We start from the raw sequence: 19,837 nt of genomic DNA on the forward strand, positions 1-19,837 counted from the left end.
CCCCCTTTGGAAATTCAGAGGAGGATTTTTTGTTGTATACAAGTGAATAGATTACTTGCAATAACAATTTGAGTGTTATGTAAAAAAAGAATGAATATTCTTAAATTTCACGTACTGTATTTTAAGTATTTAAATAACTGACAATAACTATAACTAGTTTCACACTGTTTTAAAGGAATTCATACGAAAACTTCGAAACATATAGTATTGAAAGTAAAAACTACATATTTTGTAGCACATCTTTGTAGTAATTAATGGTGAAAGAAAGGAGCGAAATATGCATAAACTTCAAACGAATAAAGGCGCGCGGTATTTTATGATTGCTTTTATTGTTTTGTTTCTTATTATGCTTTTGCGTTTTTTCTATATTCAAGCAGTAGGGGTCGTGCATAATGTGAATGTAAAGGATCTTGCAACTGAACAACATAATAAAAATGGTGTTTTGGAAGCGAATCGTGGCACGATTTATGATCAAACTGGAAAAGTGCTCGTTCAAGATTCAACAACGTATCGTGTTGTTGTGAATTTGAAAGGTAATGGCAAATTGAAAAATAAAGATGAAACCGCAGCGCAATTAGCTGATGCGCTTGAAATTAATAAAGAAGATGTGTTAAAGAATTTCCATGAAGGGCGTACGCAAGTTGAAATCGGAAAAGTTGGCCGGAATTTGTCTAGGGAAAAGAAAGAACAAATTAAAAAATTGAAAATCCCAGGTGTTTCTTTTATGCCTGAGAAAGCAAGAGTGTATCCAAATGAAGATTTTGCATCTTATATACTTGGTTTTGCTAGACCAGACGATAAAGGAAATACAGAAGGGAAGTTTGGGCTTGAAAAAAGTTTAGATAAATATTTGCGCTCGACAAATGGGAATATAGAATATGTGGGAGCGCGAGGAGGTATCCCGCTTACAAATGATATAGGAAAAATAGAACCTGCTAAACATGGAAATAACGTATATCTTACGCTTGATAAACAAATTAATAGTTTTTTAGAAGAAGCGATGAATAAGGCGCAAGAGCACTATGATCCTTCTATGTTAGTAGGTATTATAGCGGATCCAAAGACGGGGAAAGTTTTAGCTATGTCTAGTAAACCTAGTTTTAATCCTAATAAAGGGGATATTGAATACTTTTTAAATGATCCAATCGCAAATGCATATGAACCAGGTTCAACGATGAAAGTATTTACGTTAGCTGCAGCAATTAATGAAGGTGTATATAACGGGAAAGAATATTTTCAATCCGGCAAGTATTCAGTAGGTTCATCTGATATAAAAGATCATAATGGTGGATTTGGATGGGGATCTATTACATTTGATGAAGGTTTTGAAAGATCATCAAACGTAGCTTTTTCTATTTTAGAAGATCAGTTATTAAAACCAAATAAATTTAAGCAATATATGAACAAATTTGGTTTTAACCAAAAAACGGGAATAGATTTACCTGGTGAAAGTAAAAATACTTTATTATTAAATACACAAATTCAACAAGTAACAACTTCTTTCGGACAAGGTTCTACAGTAACTCCAATTCAATTAATCCAAGCTGCAACCGCTATAGCAAATGACGGGAAAATGATGCAACCATATATCGTTGACAAAGTTGTAAATCCAACAAACAAGCAAGTTATTATGGAAAATCAACCGAAAGAAGTTGGCAATCCGATAAAAAAAGAGACTGCGGACAAGGTAAGAGACTTAATGGAGCGTGTTATTACGTCTTCAAAAGGTACAGGTACAATGTATAAAGTCGATGGTTACCCAATAGGAGGCAAGACAGGAACAGCGCAAATTCCGAATCCTGAAAATGGACGATATATGGAAGGAAAAGAAAATTATATTTTTTCATTTTTAGGTATGGCTCCAATTGATGACCCAGAGTTAATTGTATACTTAGCTATTAAGCAGCCAAAGTTAAAGGGAGATGAATATGGAGCTCAGCCACTCGCTGAAATATTTAAACCAGTTGTGAAAAATAGCCTTGAATATTTAAAGGTGAAACCATATACAGAACAACAAATGACCGATGCAACGAAAAAATCCCAATTAAAAGTGCAAAACTATGTGAATCAATCAATAGATACGGTAGAGAATAATGTAAAAAAAGAGAAACTCCAACCGATAATTTTAGGAGAAGGAAAAATTAAAAAACAATATCCGCAGTCTGGTGAAGTAATGAGCGAAGGTGATCGTATATTTTTATTAGGAAACAACGCAACAATGCCCAATTTACAAGGTTGGTCCATGCGTGATGTTATGTATTTTTCTAAACTATTAAAATTAGATTTAAAAACTTCAGGTACGGGTTATGTAACAAATCAAAGTATTGAAAAAGGACAAGCTATACAAGAAGGCGATATATTAGAACTAGAATTAGAACCACCGTTACAACCGTTAGCAGAGGCAAATACAAATTAATTCAGGAAATATGAAGGGTCTATATAATAGACTCTTTTTTTATGATTCAAGTAATTTCACGCACCGTAATTTTTAGGGGAAATATTAAACTTAACAGTTACTAAAACAGAAAAACCTACATATATTGAAATTAGAACGACTGTTCAAATTTTTGTATGAAACGACGGAAGGAGTCTACATTGAATAAAAGACGATACGATAGCGATTTAGCCAAAGAAATAATAGCAGAGAAGGCGACAGAATTATTTTCCTTAAAAGGATATACAAGAACTTCAATTGATAACATTGCAAAAGCCTCTGGTTATAGTAAAGGACATATATATTACCATTATAAAAATAAAGAAGAATTATTTGTTTATTTAGCTAAAGACAGTATGAGAAATTGGCACGATAAATGGGAATTAGCAGAAAAACAGTATACAAACGCTACTGGGAAATTATATGGGATAGCTAAATTTGTACTTTATAATTACACAACGCCATTATTAAGAGCAGGACAAGAACTTGCCTCTGATCCGAGCGCGAACCCTTCTACAATTCAACAACTCTATGGTTTAGCTGTTATCCCTTTAAAAACATATCAAAAAATTTTGGATGAAGGTATACAAAGTGGTGAATTTTATATAGAAAATGTTGAGGATTCAAGTCTTTTATTAGGTTCATGGCTAGGTGGATTATGTCAATTCATTCATTCATTTGAAACAGAGAAATTAGAAGTTTTATTTAATGAAGCCATTACGATTTTTTTACTTTCTATTTCAAACAAACATGCGTAGCATTACAAGCGAATTAGAACGATTGTTCAAATCTTTACACTCGTCCGTTTTCATTATATGTATTAACAACAGGAGGTTTTTTATATGGGTGAACAAAGAGTCGCAATTATAACTGGCGGAGCTTCTGGTATCGGTAAAGCTTTAGCTATTCAATTAGCAAATAAAGATATATTTGTAATTATCGCAGATATTAATGAAACAAGTGGTCAAGAGCTTGTGAATAATATAAAAAATAATAATCAACTAGCTAGGTTCGAATATTTAGATGTTACTAACGCTGAATCCGTAGAGGAACTTATTATAAAAATAGTTAATGAGTTTGGTAGAATTGATTATATGTTTAATAATGCTGGGATTGCTATGTATGGAGAAGTATTCGATATGTCTTTAGATAATTGGAAACATATTATTGAAATAAATTTATTAGGAGTAATTTACGGGACACAATTGGCTTACCAATTCATGAAAAAACAAGGATTTGGTCATATCATTAATACTGCGTCTGCAACAGGTTTAGGACCTGCTCCACTTTGTACCGCGTACGCAACAACAAAACATGCTATCGTCGGTTTAACAACGTCATTACATTATGAGGCAGAAGAATACGGTGTAAATGTAAGTGTACTTTGTCCAACTTTTGTAGATACACCCATATTTGAAAAATCAATTGCAATTAATATGAATAAGGGCCAAATTATAAAACAACTAAAAACAAATAAGCCGATTTCAGCAGACAAGTTTGCTGAAATTGCACTGAAAGCTATTCATAAAAATAAATTAGTTATATGTCCAATGCCGTTTAAAAAAACAATGGACGTATTCTTTACCTTATTTCCTTATCTTCATAAAAAGCTAATGCGTTTCATATGCCGAATTGGTCGAAAAGCAAAAATGAGGCAACTATAAATATCTGATTATTTTGTATTTACAGTTAAAGTAAATTGTGATAATATGGAAAAAATCAAATGCAGTGAAGAGAAGAGTAAATAAGATGAATTTTTCACAGAGAGCTCCATTTAGCTGAAAAGGAGTAAAAATTCTTTATTGAACCAAGCCTCTGAGCAGCGCATCGGAATCTATTAATAGAGGGTGGTGTGACGGGAGCTCCCGTTATAGAGCTATGGTATAAGCATGAATGAAAATGCAGTACCAGATAAGGTTAATATGGTGACATATTAACAAACTAGGGTGGCACCGCGATGATAAATCTCGTCCCTAAGATTAAAAGTCTTGGGGGTGGGATTTTTTTATTGGTTTAAAACAATTTGGAAAGCGGGGGCCAAAAATGAAAAACTTACTTAAAGATTGGAAATATCCTTTATTACTACTGTCCGGAGTTGGTATTGCAAATTTAGGGGCATGGATTTACTTAATAGCACTGAATGTACTTGTCTATCATATGGGTGGCTCAGCCTTAGCTGTTGCTACTTTATATGTAATTCAACCATTGGCTGCTCTATTTACAAACGCTTGGTCAGGAAGTATGATTGATCGTTTAAATAAACGGAAATTAATGATTTACCTCGATATATATCGCGCGGTATGTATCGCTATTTTACCATTACTTCCATCACTTTGGATCGTTTATGTATTCGTATTCTTTATTAGTATGGCCAATGCAATTTATGAGCCAACTGCGATGACGTATATGACGAAATTAATACCAGTTGAACAAAGACAACGTTTCAACTCATTGCGTAGTTTAATAGGGTCTGGTGCCTCTGTAATTGGTCCATCGATAGCGGGAGCATTGTTAATAGCAAGTACACCAGAGTTTGCTATATATATGAATGCTATAGCATTTCTCTTATCAGGAGTAATTACCTTGCTGCTACCTAATCTTGATAAAAAACCTGATATTCATACATCAAATGACAGGTTGTCTTTAGCTTTACTAAAAAAAGATTGGACCATCGTTTTAAATTTCAGTAAAAAATCTTTGTATATCGTTTTCGTGTACTTCTTATTTCAAGGGATGATGGTGTTAGTTGCCGCAAATGATTCACTTGAATTGTCATTTGCGAAAGAAGTTTTATTGTTAACAGATAGTGAATATGGTTTTTTAGTTAGTATTGCTGGAGCCGGATTTATTTTAGGAGCAATAACAAATACAATTTTATCAAAAAAATTAACACCTTCATTTTTAATTGGAATAGGATCATTATTCATCGCAATCGGTTATATCATTTATGCTTTTTCAAATGATTTTTTAATAGCTGCTATCGGATTTTTTATTTTATCTTTCTCTATGGCATATGCAAATACAGGGTTTAATACCTTTTATCAAAATAATGTCCCTGTCCATATAATGGGACGGATTGGGAGCATATATGGATTATTTATTGCAGGTATCACCATTTTAATTACGATTTTGTTCGGAGTTGCCACTCAATTTATTTCTATACAACTTGTGGTTATTATAGGTTCTTTAGTAATGTTATTTATTACTATCATCTTGTGTGTGTTTACTTTATTGCCATCACATTCTAAAGTGCATTCTTCTGAATCAATACATTCGAAATAATTCTCTTAGTTTTGATTTAAATCTTACGATGTTCAATAGGAGGGTTATCCCTCCTATATATGGAAATATAAGAAAGGAGAACAATATTGATAAACGAGGGTGATTTTTGTAATGAAAACAAAAGATCAAATAGATAACATTGTAAAAGAAACATATCGTCATATAGATTTCTCTGGGGTAATTTTAGTGAAAGAAAAAAAGGGCATAGTTTATGAAGAAGCGTTTGGTTATGCAAATCGAAATGAGTGTATAAACAATACGCTACAAACTAGGTTTGGAATTGCCTCTGGGTGTAAAATATTCACAGCTATCGGTGTCTGTCAACTTGTTGAAAATGGGGTAATTACTTTTCAAACAAAGTTAAAAGAGTGTTTAAGTGTTAACTTTCCAAACTTTAATGAAGATATTACAATACATCACCTTTTGACGCATAGTTCGGGTATTCCAGATTATTTTGATGAAAGTATTATGGATAACTTCGAAGATCTTTGGAAACAAACACCTATGTATTTATTAAAAAGTTTAAAAGACTTTTTACCATTATTTCAAAACAGAGATATGATGTATGCACCAGGAAGTAAGTTTCACTACAACAATGCAGGTTTTATCATACTGGGATTAATAATCGAAGAACAGACAGGACTTAAATTTACGGAGTATATAGAAAAAAACATATTTAATCCAATTGGTATGAATCATTCGGGCTATTTTTCTTTAGATAGATTACCAAGGCAGACAGCTCTCGGATATATAAAAGATGAAATTAGCCAGACATGGAGAACAAATGCTTACTCTATTCCGATAAAAGGTGGTTCGGATGGTGGAGCTTTTATTACTGCGTCAGACATGCTGAAGTTTTGGGAAGCGTTATTTAACTATGAAATTATAAGCCAAGAATATACAAAAATACTTTTAACTCCTCACATCCAAGTAAATAATAATCAATCTTATGGCTATGGAATATGGATTGAAACAAGAGAAAACAAGATATTCAAATATCATGTAATGGGATATGACCCAGGCGTCAGTTTTCGTTCGGCCGTATATCCAGACTTAGGAATTACATTAGTTATTCCATCAAATAAAGAAGCAGGACCCGAAAAATTAATGATAGAAATAGAAGGAGGTTTTTAATTATATGGATATAGAAATTAGAGCGTATAGAAAAGAGGATGAAACCGGTTGGGTACGTTGCCGTGTGTTATCTTTTTTAGATACAGCTTATTACGATAATGTATTTAGAGAAAAGGAAAGATATGAACATCCGGCTATTGAACTAGTAGCTGTATATGAAAATCAAATTGTAGGTTTAATAGATATCGAATATGAATTAGAAGAACGTACAGTTTGTTCAAGAGGAACTGGTCTTGGTGGTATGATTTGGCATATTGCAGTTCATCCGGATTTCCGTAGAATGAAAATTGGTAATCAGCTATTAAAGGAAGCGGAGAAGTTAGCGAATGAACGTAACCTAAATCGCCTAGAAGCATGGACTAGGGACAATCTATGGGTACATGGATGGTATGAAAAGAACGGATTTGTAAAAGTAGATTCCTATTTACACGTATATAGCGATCATACAGACGAGATAAAAGGTGTAATGAAAAGTAATATAGATCAGTTATATCCAGTTCAAACATTTGCTCATTATACAGGTGAAAATAAAGAAGACATAAGAAAACAATTTAAACGAGTGCATGATTGTTTTTGTTTTGAAAAGTATTTTAGTTAACGAGAAACCCTTTATTTACTAAATAAAGGGTTTTCTAATTCTGTACGATTACATATGGATATATGGATTTTTAAATTAAAAAACATTACTATATAGTTATAAATTTTAATTATTAATTCATATGAAAGGATGTGTTAACAATTTGTATATGATCAACGGTAGCTTGTTTATTATTTTAGGGGTTATTTGTTATTTAATTGTACGTGGAATATTAATTGGTATCAAAAATAAAAAACATGTGATTTGGTGGAAAGAAATAATAAGTTTTTTATTCTTGGTCTACATTTGTATGGTTGTTGCAGTAACTTTATTCCCTTTACCAATCGGTTTTCCTTCTAATATTGAAAATCTGAATCGCTCGGTCAATATAATACCATTTGCATCAATTATTAAAGACATCAATCAAATTGGTAGTGCTTATGATGGAGATGCCCTATTTATGATTGGTCTAATTATAAGAAATGTAGGCGGAAATATTTTATTATTAATGCCTTTAGGATTTTTAGCACCAATCCTATGGGATAAATATAAAAAATTCAAAAATACAATTTTATTAGGATTTTCTATATCAACTAGTATTGAATTGCTACAATTAATTCAGTCTTTATTTAGTGGAGTGGGACGAGTTACTGATATTGATGATGTAATATGTAACGTTATAGGTTGTATTCTTGGATACTTTATTTATAAAATCACTATTATGCTAGCTGCTAAATTTAAAATTCAAGTATTTAATGAGACGGATTCTAAAAGAATAGAAACTATTGATAACTAACAATTCATACGTGTTAAAGTATACATTTATTTTGAATAAAGATGATAAAAGACGTACGAGTCAAAAGTACGTCTTTTTACTTTTATAAATAAGCTTATGGCTATTACATGGTGTAACATAATAAATAGACAATAGTATAATCGGAAATGAATAATACATTAATAAAAAAGTATAAATACATTCATCCCTTGTTTATCAATGCTGTGAACGGTAATACTAAATAACATTGAACTTTTATAACAAGGGATGATCATATGATATTCATTTACACGGATTTCGGCGGAACGCATTCAACTGCACTTGCAGCAGCTTATCATTTAAATAAATTACCAACGGATCGTAAGCTAACAAAAGAAGAAATATTAAATGTGGATTACTTTAATAAATTGAAAACTGAAGATATGGGGAAAATTATTTTTCATGGAGTAGATGAAAATGGTAACCCGGTTTATACGATTGGATGCGGCGCATCAAAAATCGTTGTACCTGCGATGAAGCATTTAGGAGAGATTCTGCAAAAACATTATCAAAGTCATGAAAAGATTGTTTTTTCTAATACATCACCAACAGTACCTTTACCAATGACTTTTGGCGGTCTGTTTTCTAGAAGGTTTCACATCGACTTTATCGGCGTACCATTACTCGTATGGGGTGCAAAACTTAGCTGTGATAATGTACAAAGACTTGTTAGTTATACGAAAGAAGCCGGACGATTAACAAATGATTATGTTGTGATTTTAGATAATGAAACTTTTAAATAATGTAGGATAAAAGGAAAATCAAGCAAATTTCTTGATTTTCTTTTTAATTTGTGAAAAAGACAAGAAATATTCACATTTATCATCTATCTACTATAGCCAAAACAATAAAGTCCTGTTACTATTACAGGGATATTCTCTTTTCATAACATAAATATATAGAAAAATTAGAAAAGAGGAATTGAATTAAGGGAGGAACAACATGAAGCGTGTTGCTTGGATTACTGATAGTACAACTGCGAGTTTTACAACAGAAGGAGATAACTTTGTTATCCCAATTGAAGTTATTATTGATGGTGTGTCGTACAAAGATTGTGAAGAAGGTGTGCGTGAGCGCGTTTATAATGCTTTAAACGAAGGTAAAACTGTCACTACATCACAACCTAACATAGGGGAAATGGTAGAGTTATTTTCGAAATGCAAAGAAGAATATGAAGAAGGATTTGCAGTTGCTATTAGCGGAAAAGTAAGTGGAACCTATCAAAACATGAAGTTAGCTGCAGAAATGGCAGGTTTCCCATTAACGGTATTAGATAGTGAAACAACAAGTTATCCAATGGACGAACTAATTAGAAAAGCAAAATCGTTATACAATGATGGTATGACTTTACAAGATATACACAAAACATTAGTAGATGAAAAAAGAAGACCTTTCCACGTATTCCCGAAAAGTTTAAAAGGCCTTTATGCAAGTGGACGTGTAAAGGGAGTTCAATTTTTACTTGGAAGTTTATTAAGTGTCAACTTAATATTAGAAGTAAAAGGTGGAGAGCTTTTACTTGAAAAGAAAGTACGTAAAATCCAAAAATGTCGAGAATACATTAAAAATGAACTTGAAAAAGAATTACCAAAAGTACTTCACATGTTCCATGCTAACGATAAAGATGGAGCTGAAGAATGGATTTCAGATATTAGACAAGCATTCCCTGAAATGGATTTCAAATTATATCCATTACCAATTTCATTTGCGGTACATGCAGGTGAAGGTACAATAGCAATTAGTTATTAAGAAGAAAACCCGTGAATGATACGCGGGTTTTTTTATTTATAAATGGTGCATACCACGCCACCATCAAGTTGAAGTTTTATAGCACTCTAGAACGAAATTTGTGTTAACTCGAAACAAAAATCTTATTTTATCATTTTTGGAGAGCAACCACAATTTCTTGACTTGATTTGAGATTAAAAATATAAACCTTTTCCTACTGGCTGAACAGTTTCTAGTACAATATCAACCATTTCTTCATTAAGTAGGGTCCTTATAATCCAAGCCGATAGTTCTTGAGCAGCAAAACAACCCGCAGCAGTCGATATATTTCCTTCGTTTACGAAACTTTTCTCAATAACGTCTACACCAAATTCTTTTAGCTGTTCTACTGCTGAGGGATATGTAGTAGCTTTTTTACCAGTTAGTAATTTTTTAGCTCCTAATAGTAGTGAACCAGAACACATAGATCCTATTAATTGTCTTTGAGGATCTACATGAATGCTATTAATATATTGTTGATTTTTATATAAATCCTTTACACCTTTACCACTCGCAAAAATTACAGCGTCGGCAAAAGGGATATCAGATATGCTTCCTGTCATGGGAATACGCAAGCCAGACATAGATATATGAGATTGTTCCGTCCCTAAAAGCTGGACATCCCAATCGGAAATACCACCGACTAAACGTACACGATTTAATAAATCCCATGGTAGAAAAACATCTATATCGGTAAAGTTATCGAAACAGACTATTGCAATTTTCATTTTCTAACCCTCCACTTATGTATATCATTTTATTAATAATATAAACATCTCTTTTTTATGTTCTATATCCAGTTATAAATCCCTGTATATTACACGTATATGAAGACCTGCGGTAGTATGTCAACTTAGAAATAACAAAGTTTAAAGTTGTCAAAGGTCAATTTGTTTAAAAAAGGCATCACAAAACTAAACCAGTAACGAATGTAATTTACTGGAAAATAATGAAAGGTAGCGATGACAAAATTTTATGTCATTCTTTCACACACCTTCCAGGCGTAAAAAGTTGGTGGCTACGTAGTAGCGCATCCACCAATCGCACAAATTTTCTTGCGGTTAGAACGAGTGCACGTTTGTGTTGATGTTTTGGTACTTCATTATATTTTTTCACGTAATACTCTTGATAATCTGATACATGCTTTCTTACTGAATTGGCGGCTTCAACTAAGTAATAACGCAAGTAATGATTACCTGTACGGGATAATGAAGTATCTTCGGCTGTAAAACGACCGGATTGGTGCTTTCGCCAGTATAATCCAGCGTATTTGGCTATTTTTGTTTCATCGTCAAATCTTTCGATTTGGCCAATTTCAGCAATGATACCGGCAGCGAAAACAGGGCCTACTCCAGGAATAGATTCAAGTGTTTGGGTCAAACCAGCCATGATTTTTTTAATAGACTTTTCTAATTCCTTGATTTGCTGTTGAAACGTACGAATGACTGCGATGGATGTACCTAAGATGACATCTATTGAATCTTCTACAACCTTATCCAAGCGATAAGAAACTTTCACAGCTTTGTGAATGGATGCTGCTACGCATTTTGGATCACCAAAACGGTTTCGACTTTTTTTCTGTAGGAACTCAGCGAGTTCTTCTAAAGGCATATTAGCGAGTTCCTCTAAGCTGAATTTTTCAAGAAATAGTTCTGTCATGGCGCTACCGAATACGGAAGTATCCACCTCTTGTGAAAATGTATTACATTTAAAACTTAGGTGTTGAAGAAAGTGTTGTTTTTCTTTCGTTAACATTTTGACAAGTTGGTATCGTGATCGAGTTAATTGCTGCAGTGCCACGTACTGGCTTTCTTTTACGATAGACATTTGATTACGGCCAAATCGTAAGTAATCAGCAATGACAAAGGCATCAATCTCATCGGTTTTATTCATGTCAGAATAACTTTTCTTAAAATTTGCGACTTGCTTTGGGTTTAGGAGAAATACTTTTGCTCCAAAACGCTGTAAATCTATATCATGGTGAAGAAACATAGAAGGATGAAAGCTGTAAACAGAGGTGGATTCTAGACCAATCTTAAGGATGTCGACCTCTTTACCTGCAACACACTGTAATAATTTTTCTTTGAGTGTAGTAGCTCCCGGTAGGTCATTACTGACCGAAAAAGAATCCAGTTTTTCTCCATCACCATTTAAAAAGCAAACTTTCATATCAAACGAACTTACATCTAAACCAACAAATAATCTCATGTAAGAGACCTCCCTTCTATATTAGAATCATTTCTTGGACGTCTCGAGATATCTCTAGTGTGTACGCCGACCAACAACCTCGTGTATGAGAGCTAGTCCTGAATCGAAAGCCGCCCTAGAGCTACTATCATCTAGGTTCGAGGGTCAGGCTGCTCAGCCTGCGAGTAGGGAGTCCCGCACGTTCACTGAGAAACACTCTTCAAATGTGGTAAATCCACAGGAGGTGAAAGAATTGTCCCAAATGATCCTAAAATCATTATCTAGAAATATCTTGGGACGTCCAAGTATTTTTATTTATAGGGCTCTTATTAAGAAGAAAATCTAAGCCTGTAATAGGGCTTAAATATTAATATACGAGGAGGTGTAGTAATTTTTTAACGCCTCTAAACATAAAAAGATATAAAATCTTTTTCTTGGTTTCTATCTGTTTTTTGTACAAAACCAAGATCTGTAGCAATAACTCGTAAGGTATTGGGGATGAGAATCTTTAAAATTCTCAAGGAAATAGGTGTAATTTATTACACATACAAATAGAAATAAAAACGTCATCATTTTTTATAAATTCTCAGATAGAAACACGTTTTTCGGTTTTAGGAGGGCATTTTTTCATTAGCTTGTTAATCTATATATAATATGATTTTTATAATTTCCCTAAAATAATTTTGACGTATTTATTTTTTCAATATAAAATAATATTCATCCAAATTTAACCAATACCATATAAAAGATGTATCTTTTTATATGCATAGGTATAAATCTCTTTAGTTTTAAGGGGAAAGGTTAATATGAAAGTAAAGAAACTAGTTACGCTTGTAGTACCATTTACACTATTATACGTGTCAGTTCAATTAACCGAAATTCTTCAAGGCCATTTCAGCAACTGAACGAAATCGGAATGGATATTAATTTGAAGGAAAAGTCCCCAGAGAAACGAAAGATTGTAAGAAACCCCCAAAAATGTTACATGGTATACAAGAAGGTGACATCATTTATGTTACGGACTTAACTCGAATTACTCGTAGTACAAAAGATTTATTTGAATTAATCGATAACATACGGAGTAAAAAGGCAAATTTAATATCCTTAAAAGATACATGGCTAGATTTATCAGAAGATAATCCCTACAGCTAATTCTTAATTACTGTTATGGCGGGTGTAAACCGATTAGAACGTGATCTTATCCGTATGCGATAGCGCGAAGGAATTGAACGAAAGAAAGTTTAAAGGTCGGTCAAAGAAGTACCATAAAAATCATGCAGGAATGAATTATGCAGTAAAGCTTTATAAAGAGGGAGATATGACTGTAAATAAAAAACTTATGAAATTACAAATGTGTCTAGGGCTTATTATATAGAAAGCTATCGGAAAGGAACAGTTGATGAGTTATACCAAAGATCGGAAATATATAATAGAAAATAAGTTTCATATAGAGGTGAAATTATATGCCTAAAATTGACAATATGCTAGCAATTCTATGGATGCTTCGTTCAGGTGAAAAAATCACTGCAAAACAAATTTCAGAAAAGTTAGAGATAAATATAAGGACTGTGTATCGTTATATTGATACAATTTCAACTAGTGGCGTACCTATAATTTCAGAACCAGGACATAACGGTGGATACACTTTATTGAACAATTTTGTAGAGGCTCCTCTTTTTTTTGATTTTGAGGAGCAAACTTCACTATTTCACGCTGCTGTTTTTGCAGAAGAAGCCGGATATTATGGAGGTGAAGCATTAAATAGGGCCATTTCAAAACTAAGTAAATACTCAAATCAAGATCAAGAAACAAAGATAAACCAACATTTAACTAGTCTTGAAGTAATAAGTCGATTAAGTTCACTTTCTATAAAAACTTTTTTGAAGGAGTTGGAGCAGGCCGTAGCTAACGGGTATTCAGTAAAAATTCTTTACCATAAAAGTGGCGAAAAGCAATTAAATTATAGATCGGTCGATCCATACAGAATTATCTATTGGAATAATAAATGGTATGTAATTGGATTTTGTCATCTTAGGAATGATATCCGTAGTTTTAAAGTAGATCGAATTGAAAGTTTAATACAAACCGAAAATAAGTTTAACCGGCCAGATAATTTTTCAGCAAGTGATTTTTTTATAAAAAGTCTTCTTCCAACTATAGAAGATAAGGAAAGTATTATTTCTTTGGTTATTAATGGGGATAAAAATGTATTGGCTGATATTTGCCAACATTGGTTTTTAGGACATTATTTACAAGAACGGACTTCAAATCAAGCAGTTTTTCTTCTTGAAAAAGATATGATACATAAATATGTACCTTATTTACTTTTACCGTACAATAAATCTATTAAAGTTATTGAGCCAATAAGTCTTAAGAATAGAATTATTGAAGTTCTGTCTGAATTAATAAAATTTCATCAAGTATGATAACTTCCCTGACGTTAACTGTCAGGGAAGTTATATTATAATAGCTATATAAATTGTGATTGGAGTGTTATTAGATGCAAACAAAAAAAGCTTTTTTATATGTATTTAATACAATGTCGGACTGGGAATATGGATATTTAATTGCTGAACTAAACTCAGGAAGATATTTCAAAAAAGATTTAGCACCTTTAAAAGTAATTACAGTAGGAGCTAATAAAGAAATGATAACTACTATGGGAGGACTGAGGATAAAACCAGATATTTCCCTTGATGAATGTACTCTTGAGAGTAAAGATCTTTTAATTTTACCAGGAGGGACTACTTGGAGTGAAGAAATTCATCAACCTATCTTGGAAAAAATTGACCAAGCTTTAAAGCGTGGCACTATTGTTGCTGCAATTTGTGGTGCAACTGATGCCCTTGCGAATATGGGATACTTGGATACTAGAAAGCATACAAGTAATAACTTAGAATATACTAAAATGGTATGTCCTAACTATAAAGGAGAAAAGTTCTATGAGTTGGGACCTGCGGTATCTGATGCGAATTTAGTTACTGCCTCAGGAATAGCTCCTCTGGAATTTGCAAGGGAGGTACTGAAAAAAATAGATGTATTTACACCAGATACATTACATTCATGGTATAACCTAAATAAGACTCATAAACCTAAATACTTCTTCCAGTTAATGAATTCAATAAAAAAATGAAATAACTAAAAAGCTCAATTTCTCTATTTTGATTTGCAGAGAAGTTAGGCTTTTTAATTTGGAATTCTCTTATCGATAACGATAAAAATGAACTTCGGTGTTATAAAAAACAAAATTCCCGTTTAGAGGATACGATAAAATCTTAGCTTGATAGGTATGTATTTGTACCCCTAGTATGTCAATTTTAATCTGTTATGAGAAAACACACGGATTTGTATCATCTTATGGTAAAATAAAGTTAAATATTCAGAAAAATCATTGTTTAAAACAAGCAGGATGATAATTAAATAAGATTTAAGTGATGGGGGTATAGTTAATACATGAGTAATGTACATTTTAGAGATATAGATGATACTAATGAATTCAAAGTTAGAAATATAAAATTAAGGTCTGGACAAGAAAAATTTATTGAAACCATAGATGAATGTTTAAATGAAGCTAATACCTATCATGAATGGCATCCGGTAGCTATATATTATGATGAAGAAATTATCGGATTTGCTATGTACGGTTCTTTTGGTCCTAATAAGGATACTTGGATTGATAGAATAATGATAGATGAAAAATATCAAGGCAAAGGCTATGGGAAAATTGCTATGATGAAACTTATTAATATAGTTTCAAAAGAATATGGGGTAAACGTTATATATTTAAGTGTCACTGAGGAAAACAGAACAGCTTATAACTTATACGAAAGTATAGGATTCGAGTTTATGAATGAAAGAGACCTAAATAATGGAGAACTCTTATTTAAGTACGCAATTAAATGAGAGCCATTTGAAATCGATTATTTCTTTACCAAAAGGTAAAGAAATGTTTACTATTCAACTCTTATAGGAGTAGCTCCCCATTGCTATTAAGATAGCAGAACAAAATTTCCTTAAATTAAAAATTACGCTATTCTATTTTTAGAATCATAGGAAAGGATGGCGTTTTTGTATGTTTATTCCTGTATCTGATGAATTACAATTATTTGCACAGGACATTCAAAGTTTTTTATCTCCAAATGCCTTACGGGATCTTGCTAGAGATGTTGGTTTTGTATAACGAACCAGTAAGTATCCTTTGGTTAGTGGTTTATTAAGAATAAGCTTTTTATACAGAATATCTTTGATGTTCGAGATAATATATTTAGATTTATTTAATTCTAAAGAGTCCATTTCCCACCTCATAAATTATAAAATAAAGTAAATTCCCACTTAATTATATCATCATCCTAATTGAAGATTTCGCCTTTTCCTTGCTACCGATAATGAGACGTTATGTGAGCATTATACAACCTAAAATACAGAACATATCACTTTTCACTTTACCCCTATGTAATCTTCTACAGTAATCCTACTCCAATAGTTCACCGTTTATAGGTACATTTCATTAAGTAGAAATTAATAAATTTATTGAGGTTTAATAATTCTAATACTGATAATTTGACATACATTAAACCAAAAGTTGCATGTTATATTACTAGGCACAACAATATAAATGATACCATTTGTTTATTCCGTAAATATTGTTGATAAAAAAGGTGAAAGGATTTTTAAAGGTAAAAATAGAAATCTATATAAAAAAATATTTAAATGGTAGGGATATTATGAAAATCGGTAAGTTTGGAGAAGTAAATAACTTAAGTATTGATACAATTAGACATTATATGGATCTCAGTCTTATTATTCCTGAAAAAAAGGGAGGCCACTATTTTTTTGATGAGTATTGTCAAACAGATTTAGAACTTATAATACATTACAAAGATCTAGGATTTAGCTTGAATGAAATCAAAGAACTATTTTTTTATAAAAATTTAGCAAAATCTATGAATTACGAAAAAGATATCTTTTACCAATCTTTATTCAAACTAAAATATGACAAAATGGAACAGGAAATAGAACTTTTGGAGAAGAAACGGGATAAATTAAAGGGAGTGTTACATGATTTATTATTAACAAATGAAACTTCCAATACAATTATAGGGATAGATTTAAGTATACTACATTTACTTACATGTTCTAAGTGTAGACAAAAACTAATTCTTCAAGATGGAATTATTAATAACAATCAAATTACCGAGGGAAAGTTAATTTGTAATTGTGGTGAAGAATATATAATTACTTCAGGAATAATAACTGCTGGTAAATCATTTAAAGCAAATGAGCGAACGTCACTTGAAGATACTATTTCGGATTATATTCATGAAACTGATAATGCATATTTGGAAAATATGCTTAAAGAAGGGGAATGGGCGAAAAAGAAACTAATACATTTAGATTTAAATAACAAATTAATACTAGATATAGGATCAGGACTTGGGTTCTTTTTGAGGAGCATTTATGAAGAACTACCCGAAGATTGCCTATACATCGCAGTAGATAGAGATTTCAATAAACTTTTATTTTTAAAAGACGTATTAGCGAGAAAAAATCCGAGAAGAAATATTCTCTTTATCTGTGCGGATTTTTTGAACATCCCTATTCAAAATCGGTCAGTAGATATTGTAATTGATCACTCTGGTACGAGCAATTATAGTTTTGAACATGCGGATTTTTTACTTCACGAATTAAACCCACTTTTTAAATCCAATTGTTATTTATTAAGTTTATTTATTTTATTTAAAAATTTCAGCTTAAATAGCCAAATTACAAATAATTTTCGAGCAAATTTTACACTTTCAAAAATAAAGAAAGAACTCCAAAATCTACAGTTTCAATCCATTGATGAAAGTACTTCAAATTATTTGAAACGAGGCGGAAAGTACGAGGATTTCTTTGTTCAAGGTGAAGAAATTTATACATATTCATTTTTCGGAAAAAGATGGGGTTAACCCATGCCCATCAACTTAAGGATGGATACAAAACAAAATTTTGTTCATTTGAACTAAAATCTCCCCAAATGGAGGGATTTATTAAAAATAAGCACGCAAAATAAACCCTAACGGGTTTCATTTTTTCTTATGCAGCTTTCTTTTGCTTGCTGCATCCACTATACTCATAGATAACACCCATGATATCAAAGACAGTTTTCTTCTCATATCGATGAGATTTCCGTCCGTTTTGTTGTAGAAGGTGGAACAGGCGGGTTAGAAGATTTGTTATCTCTTGGGTGTTTTGTATGGATTGATAGAGGAGAAATAGATGGTCTTGAATCATTCCAATTGCTTTATATTCACTTAATTCTTTTTGCTTCTTCTGTAATAAAAGTTGACGCATTTTAAACATGGTAGAAGAACATAAGAAAATAGCGATCAGTTTTCCGTATAAATGGCACTCTATTCTTTCTTGTTTGACAGTGCGACAATGATCTATATCAAATAATGATTTCCACGTTTTAAAAACAATTTCTATCTGCCAGCGTAATGTATACAATTCATGTACTTGTTCCATCGGAACCCATTCCCAAGGTGCATTTGTCACATATACATTTAATCCCGCTACTAATTTACTTTTCTCTGAATAGGTTCTGTGTTTTGACTTTTCTTTTTCTGTAATTTTCTCTAGGCGTTTTTGTAATTGTGCCGCTGTTAAACGATGAAAAACGAGACGTGAAAATAACTGCTGTTTATCTCCAATATAAGCTTGCTGATATTCTATCGTTTCCCCTGGTTGGAGTTGATTCAAAATCTGTATGACATTGATTTGTATGTATTCTGATTGTTTTTTAATGGAACCATTTTTAAAATACTCCGGATCTGGATTTTTTACATATACGTTTGTATTTAACTTTAACCGCGAAATATAATACGTACCCCGTTGATCCATTTGATCTAAATCCTCTAATGAAAAATACCCTAAATCACGAATACATAAATCGCCTGGCCGTAACGTATCTAAACATTCTGTTCCGAATGTTTTATCATTATTTTTTCCAGGTTCCACTTGAAAATTAAGAAATTGTCCACTATGCAAATCATATTCTAATTGAATTTTGATCCCAGCGGTTTGCGCACAGCCACCTGAACCAGGATATATATGTTCCAAAGTATGGGGTACTTGAAACATAGTGGCATCCATGATGCGAATACGTTTAAAATGCGCAAAAAGTTGGCTAGAAATGTGTGTTTGTTCACAGATTTTTTGTTGTAACAACAAAGAAAAGATATGTTTTAAAAATAACACTGATTTTTCATTAAATCGTTTATTTAAGCCCTCCGGGCTAAGTACAGTACCTGTAACTGCGTGAAGTCTACTACATAATCGTACTAAAGGATCACTGGCCACCCTTTGACTAATCCAAATACAAATGGTAGCTAAATCTGATCCCGAAAATTTGCGTTTTCTCTTTACAAACTTCATCTCTCTTGCTAGTTCTTCCAAAAATTCAGGTGTGATATAGCGCTGTAATTCTTCCGCAAATGGTTGTAATTCATCTTGAATCGCGAGATTCATAAAAAAACGTCACCCTTTCTCATTTATATTATGTAAGAAAGAATAACGTTTTTTTGTACTTGGGGGTAGTAAAAAGCCTTAAGTTGATGGGCATGTGGGGTTAACCCCATCTTTTATTTATTTCCCCTTAAAA

16 protein-coding genes, 1 pseudogene and 1 other annotated feature are annotated in these 19,837 nt (G+C 32.2%); of the genes and pseudogenes, 14 read left to right on the forward strand and 3 right to left on the reverse strand.

Features of this window, described 5'->3' with window-relative positions:
- The first annotated feature begins 277 nt into the window (after positions 1 to 277).
- From PSR14_RS13625 to PSR14_RS13665, 9 genes are all read left to right on the forward strand, one after another.
- On the forward strand, positions 278 to 2,416 hold the full coding sequence (locus tag PSR14_RS13625; RefSeq protein WP_000549357.1) for a penicillin-binding protein: 2,139 nt from the start codon (positions 278 to 280) through the stop codon (positions 2,414 to 2,416).
- Positions 2,417 to 2,595: 179 nt separating this feature from the next.
- Positions 2,596 to 3,192, forward strand: coding sequence for a TetR family transcriptional regulator C-terminal domain-containing protein (locus PSR14_RS13630; protein ID WP_001042680.1), 597 nt, complete (start codon positions 2,596 to 2,598; stop codon positions 3,190 to 3,192).
- Positions 3,193 to 3,276: 84 nt separating this feature from the next.
- Positions 3,277 to 4,098, forward strand: a complete 822-nt coding sequence (locus PSR14_RS13635; RefSeq protein WP_000504475.1) for an SDR family oxidoreductase — start codon at positions 3,277 to 3,279, stop codon at positions 4,096 to 4,098.
- A 55-nt stretch (positions 4,099 to 4,153) separates the two neighbouring features.
- Positions 4,154 to 4,412 (forward strand) — a binding site (T-box leader).
- A gap of 65 nt (positions 4,413 to 4,477) precedes the next feature.
- Positions 4,478 to 5,716 (forward strand): MFS transporter, encoded by a 1,239-nt coding sequence (locus PSR14_RS13640; RefSeq protein WP_073541706.1) that lies wholly within the window; start codon positions 4,478 to 4,480, stop codon positions 5,714 to 5,716.
- 111 nt (positions 5,717 to 5,827) lie between these two features.
- On the forward strand, positions 5,828 to 6,850 hold the full coding sequence (locus tag PSR14_RS13645; protein WP_000849933.1) for a serine hydrolase: 1,023 nt from the start codon (positions 5,828 to 5,830) through the stop codon (positions 6,848 to 6,850).
- A 4-nt stretch (positions 6,851 to 6,854) separates the two neighbouring features.
- On the forward strand, positions 6,855 to 7,448 hold the full coding sequence (locus tag PSR14_RS13650) for a GNAT family N-acetyltransferase (protein WP_000350625.1): 594 nt from the start codon (positions 6,855 to 6,857) through the stop codon (positions 7,446 to 7,448).
- A gap of 142 nt (positions 7,449 to 7,590) precedes the next feature.
- Complete coding sequence (locus PSR14_RS13655) at positions 7,591 to 8,223, forward strand: VanZ family protein (RefSeq protein ID WP_000281835.1); 633 nt, start codon at positions 7,591 to 7,593, stop codon at positions 8,221 to 8,223.
- A 254-nt stretch (positions 8,224 to 8,477) separates the two neighbouring features.
- Positions 8,478 to 8,984 (forward strand): DUF3189 family protein, encoded by a 507-nt coding sequence (locus tag PSR14_RS13660; protein WP_000576331.1) that lies wholly within the window; start codon positions 8,478 to 8,480, stop codon positions 8,982 to 8,984.
- Positions 8,985 to 9,183: 199 nt separating this feature from the next.
- The gene (locus tag PSR14_RS13665) at positions 9,184 to 9,990 is read left to right on the forward strand and encodes a DegV family protein (RefSeq protein WP_000831948.1); all 807 of its coding nucleotides are present in this window, start codon (positions 9,184 to 9,186) and stop codon (positions 9,988 to 9,990) included.
- 173 nt (positions 9,991 to 10,163) lie between these two features.
- On the opposite strand, the gene PSR14_RS13670 is transcribed toward PSR14_RS13665, so the two are convergent.
- Positions 10,164 to 10,736, reverse strand: a complete 573-nt coding sequence (locus PSR14_RS13670; RefSeq protein ID WP_000684439.1) for a DJ-1/PfpI family protein — start codon at positions 10,734 to 10,736, stop codon at positions 10,164 to 10,166.
- Between the two features lie 250 nt (positions 10,737 to 10,986).
- Positions 10,987 to 12,216: an IS110 family transposase gene (locus PSR14_RS13675; RefSeq protein ID WP_098487274.1), complete on the reverse strand. Its 1,230-nt coding sequence runs from the start codon at positions 12,214 to 12,216 to the stop codon at positions 10,987 to 10,989.
- A gap of 847 nt (positions 12,217 to 13,063) precedes the next feature.
- Between PSR14_RS13675 and PSR14_RS13680 the strand changes: the two are divergent.
- The 5 genes and pseudogenes from PSR14_RS13680 (at position 13,064) to PSR14_RS13700 (ending at position 18,143) form a co-directional block, all read left to right on the forward strand.
- Positions 13,064 to 13,595: pseudogene (locus tag PSR14_RS13680) on the forward strand (recombinase family protein).
- A 63-nt stretch (positions 13,596 to 13,658) separates the two neighbouring features.
- Positions 13,659 to 14,621 carry a YafY family protein gene (locus PSR14_RS13685; protein WP_001124121.1) on the forward strand — a complete coding sequence of 321 codons (963 nt, stop codon included), beginning with the start codon at positions 13,659 to 13,661 and terminating at the stop codon, positions 14,619 to 14,621.
- A 74-nt stretch (positions 14,622 to 14,695) separates the two neighbouring features.
- Positions 14,696 to 15,328 (forward strand): type 1 glutamine amidotransferase family protein, encoded by a 633-nt coding sequence (locus PSR14_RS13690; RefSeq protein WP_001193573.1) that lies wholly within the window; start codon positions 14,696 to 14,698, stop codon positions 15,326 to 15,328.
- A gap of 320 nt (positions 15,329 to 15,648) precedes the next feature.
- Positions 15,649 to 16,098 (forward strand): GNAT family N-acetyltransferase, encoded by a 450-nt coding sequence (locus PSR14_RS13695; RefSeq protein ID WP_000072998.1) that lies wholly within the window; start codon positions 15,649 to 15,651, stop codon positions 16,096 to 16,098.
- 821 nt (positions 16,099 to 16,919) lie between these two features.
- A complete protein-coding gene (locus PSR14_RS13700) occupies positions 16,920 to 18,143 on the forward strand; it encodes a MerR family transcriptional regulator (RefSeq protein ID WP_000690086.1) in 1,224 nt (407 codons plus the stop codon).
- Positions 18,144 to 18,270: 127 nt separating this feature from the next.
- Here PSR14_RS13700 and PSR14_RS13705 read toward each other — a convergent pair whose 3' ends face one another.
- A complete protein-coding gene (locus tag PSR14_RS13705; RefSeq protein WP_098487850.1) occupies positions 18,271 to 19,704 on the reverse strand; it encodes an IS4 family transposase in 1,434 nt (477 codons plus the stop codon).
- Positions 19,705 to 19,837: the final 133 nt, after the last annotated feature.

Origin of the sequence: Bacillus sp. A01H (assembly GCF_045277205.1) — a bacterium.
Classification (GTDB): Bacteria; Bacillota; Bacilli; order Bacillales; family Bacillaceae_G; genus Bacillus_A; species Bacillus_A paranthracis.

Coding starts and splice junctions, on each gene's coding strand:
- PSR14_RS13690 (WP_001193573.1), top strand. CDS start 14,696: ATGCAAACAAAAAAAGCTTTTTTATATGTATTTAATACAATGTCGGAC.
- PSR14_RS13645 (WP_000849933.1), top strand. CDS start 5,828: ATGAAAACAAAAGATCAAATAGATAACATTGTAAAAGAAACATATCGT.
- PSR14_RS13640 (WP_073541706.1), top strand. CDS start 4,478: ATGAAAAACTTACTTAAAGATTGGAAATATCCTTTATTACTACTGTCC.
- PSR14_RS13675 (WP_098487274.1), bottom strand. CDS start 12,216: ATGAGATTATTTGTTGGTTTAGATGTAAGTTCGTTTGATATGAAAGTT.
- PSR14_RS13660 (WP_000576331.1), top strand. CDS start 8,478: ATGATATTCATTTACACGGATTTCGGCGGAACGCATTCAACTGCACTT.
- PSR14_RS13695 (WP_000072998.1), top strand. CDS start 15,649: ATGAGTAATGTACATTTTAGAGATATAGATGATACTAATGAATTCAAA.
- PSR14_RS13650 (WP_000350625.1), top strand. CDS start 6,855: ATGGATATAGAAATTAGAGCGTATAGAAAAGAGGATGAAACCGGTTGG.
- PSR14_RS13665 (WP_000831948.1), top strand. CDS start 9,184: ATGAAGCGTGTTGCTTGGATTACTGATAGTACAACTGCGAGTTTTACA.
- PSR14_RS13700 (WP_000690086.1), top strand. CDS start 16,920: ATGAAAATCGGTAAGTTTGGAGAAGTAAATAACTTAAGTATTGATACA.
- PSR14_RS13705 (WP_098487850.1), bottom strand. CDS start 19,704: ATGAATCTCGCGATTCAAGATGAATTACAACCATTTGCGGAAGAATTA.
- PSR14_RS13625 (WP_000549357.1), top strand. CDS start 278: ATGCATAAACTTCAAACGAATAAAGGCGCGCGGTATTTTATGATTGCT.
- PSR14_RS13635 (WP_000504475.1), top strand. CDS start 3,277: ATGGGTGAACAAAGAGTCGCAATTATAACTGGCGGAGCTTCTGGTATC.
- PSR14_RS13670 (WP_000684439.1), bottom strand. CDS start 10,736: ATGAAAATTGCAATAGTCTGTTTCGATAACTTTACCGATATAGATGTT.
- PSR14_RS13685 (WP_001124121.1), top strand. CDS start 13,659: ATGCCTAAAATTGACAATATGCTAGCAATTCTATGGATGCTTCGTTCA.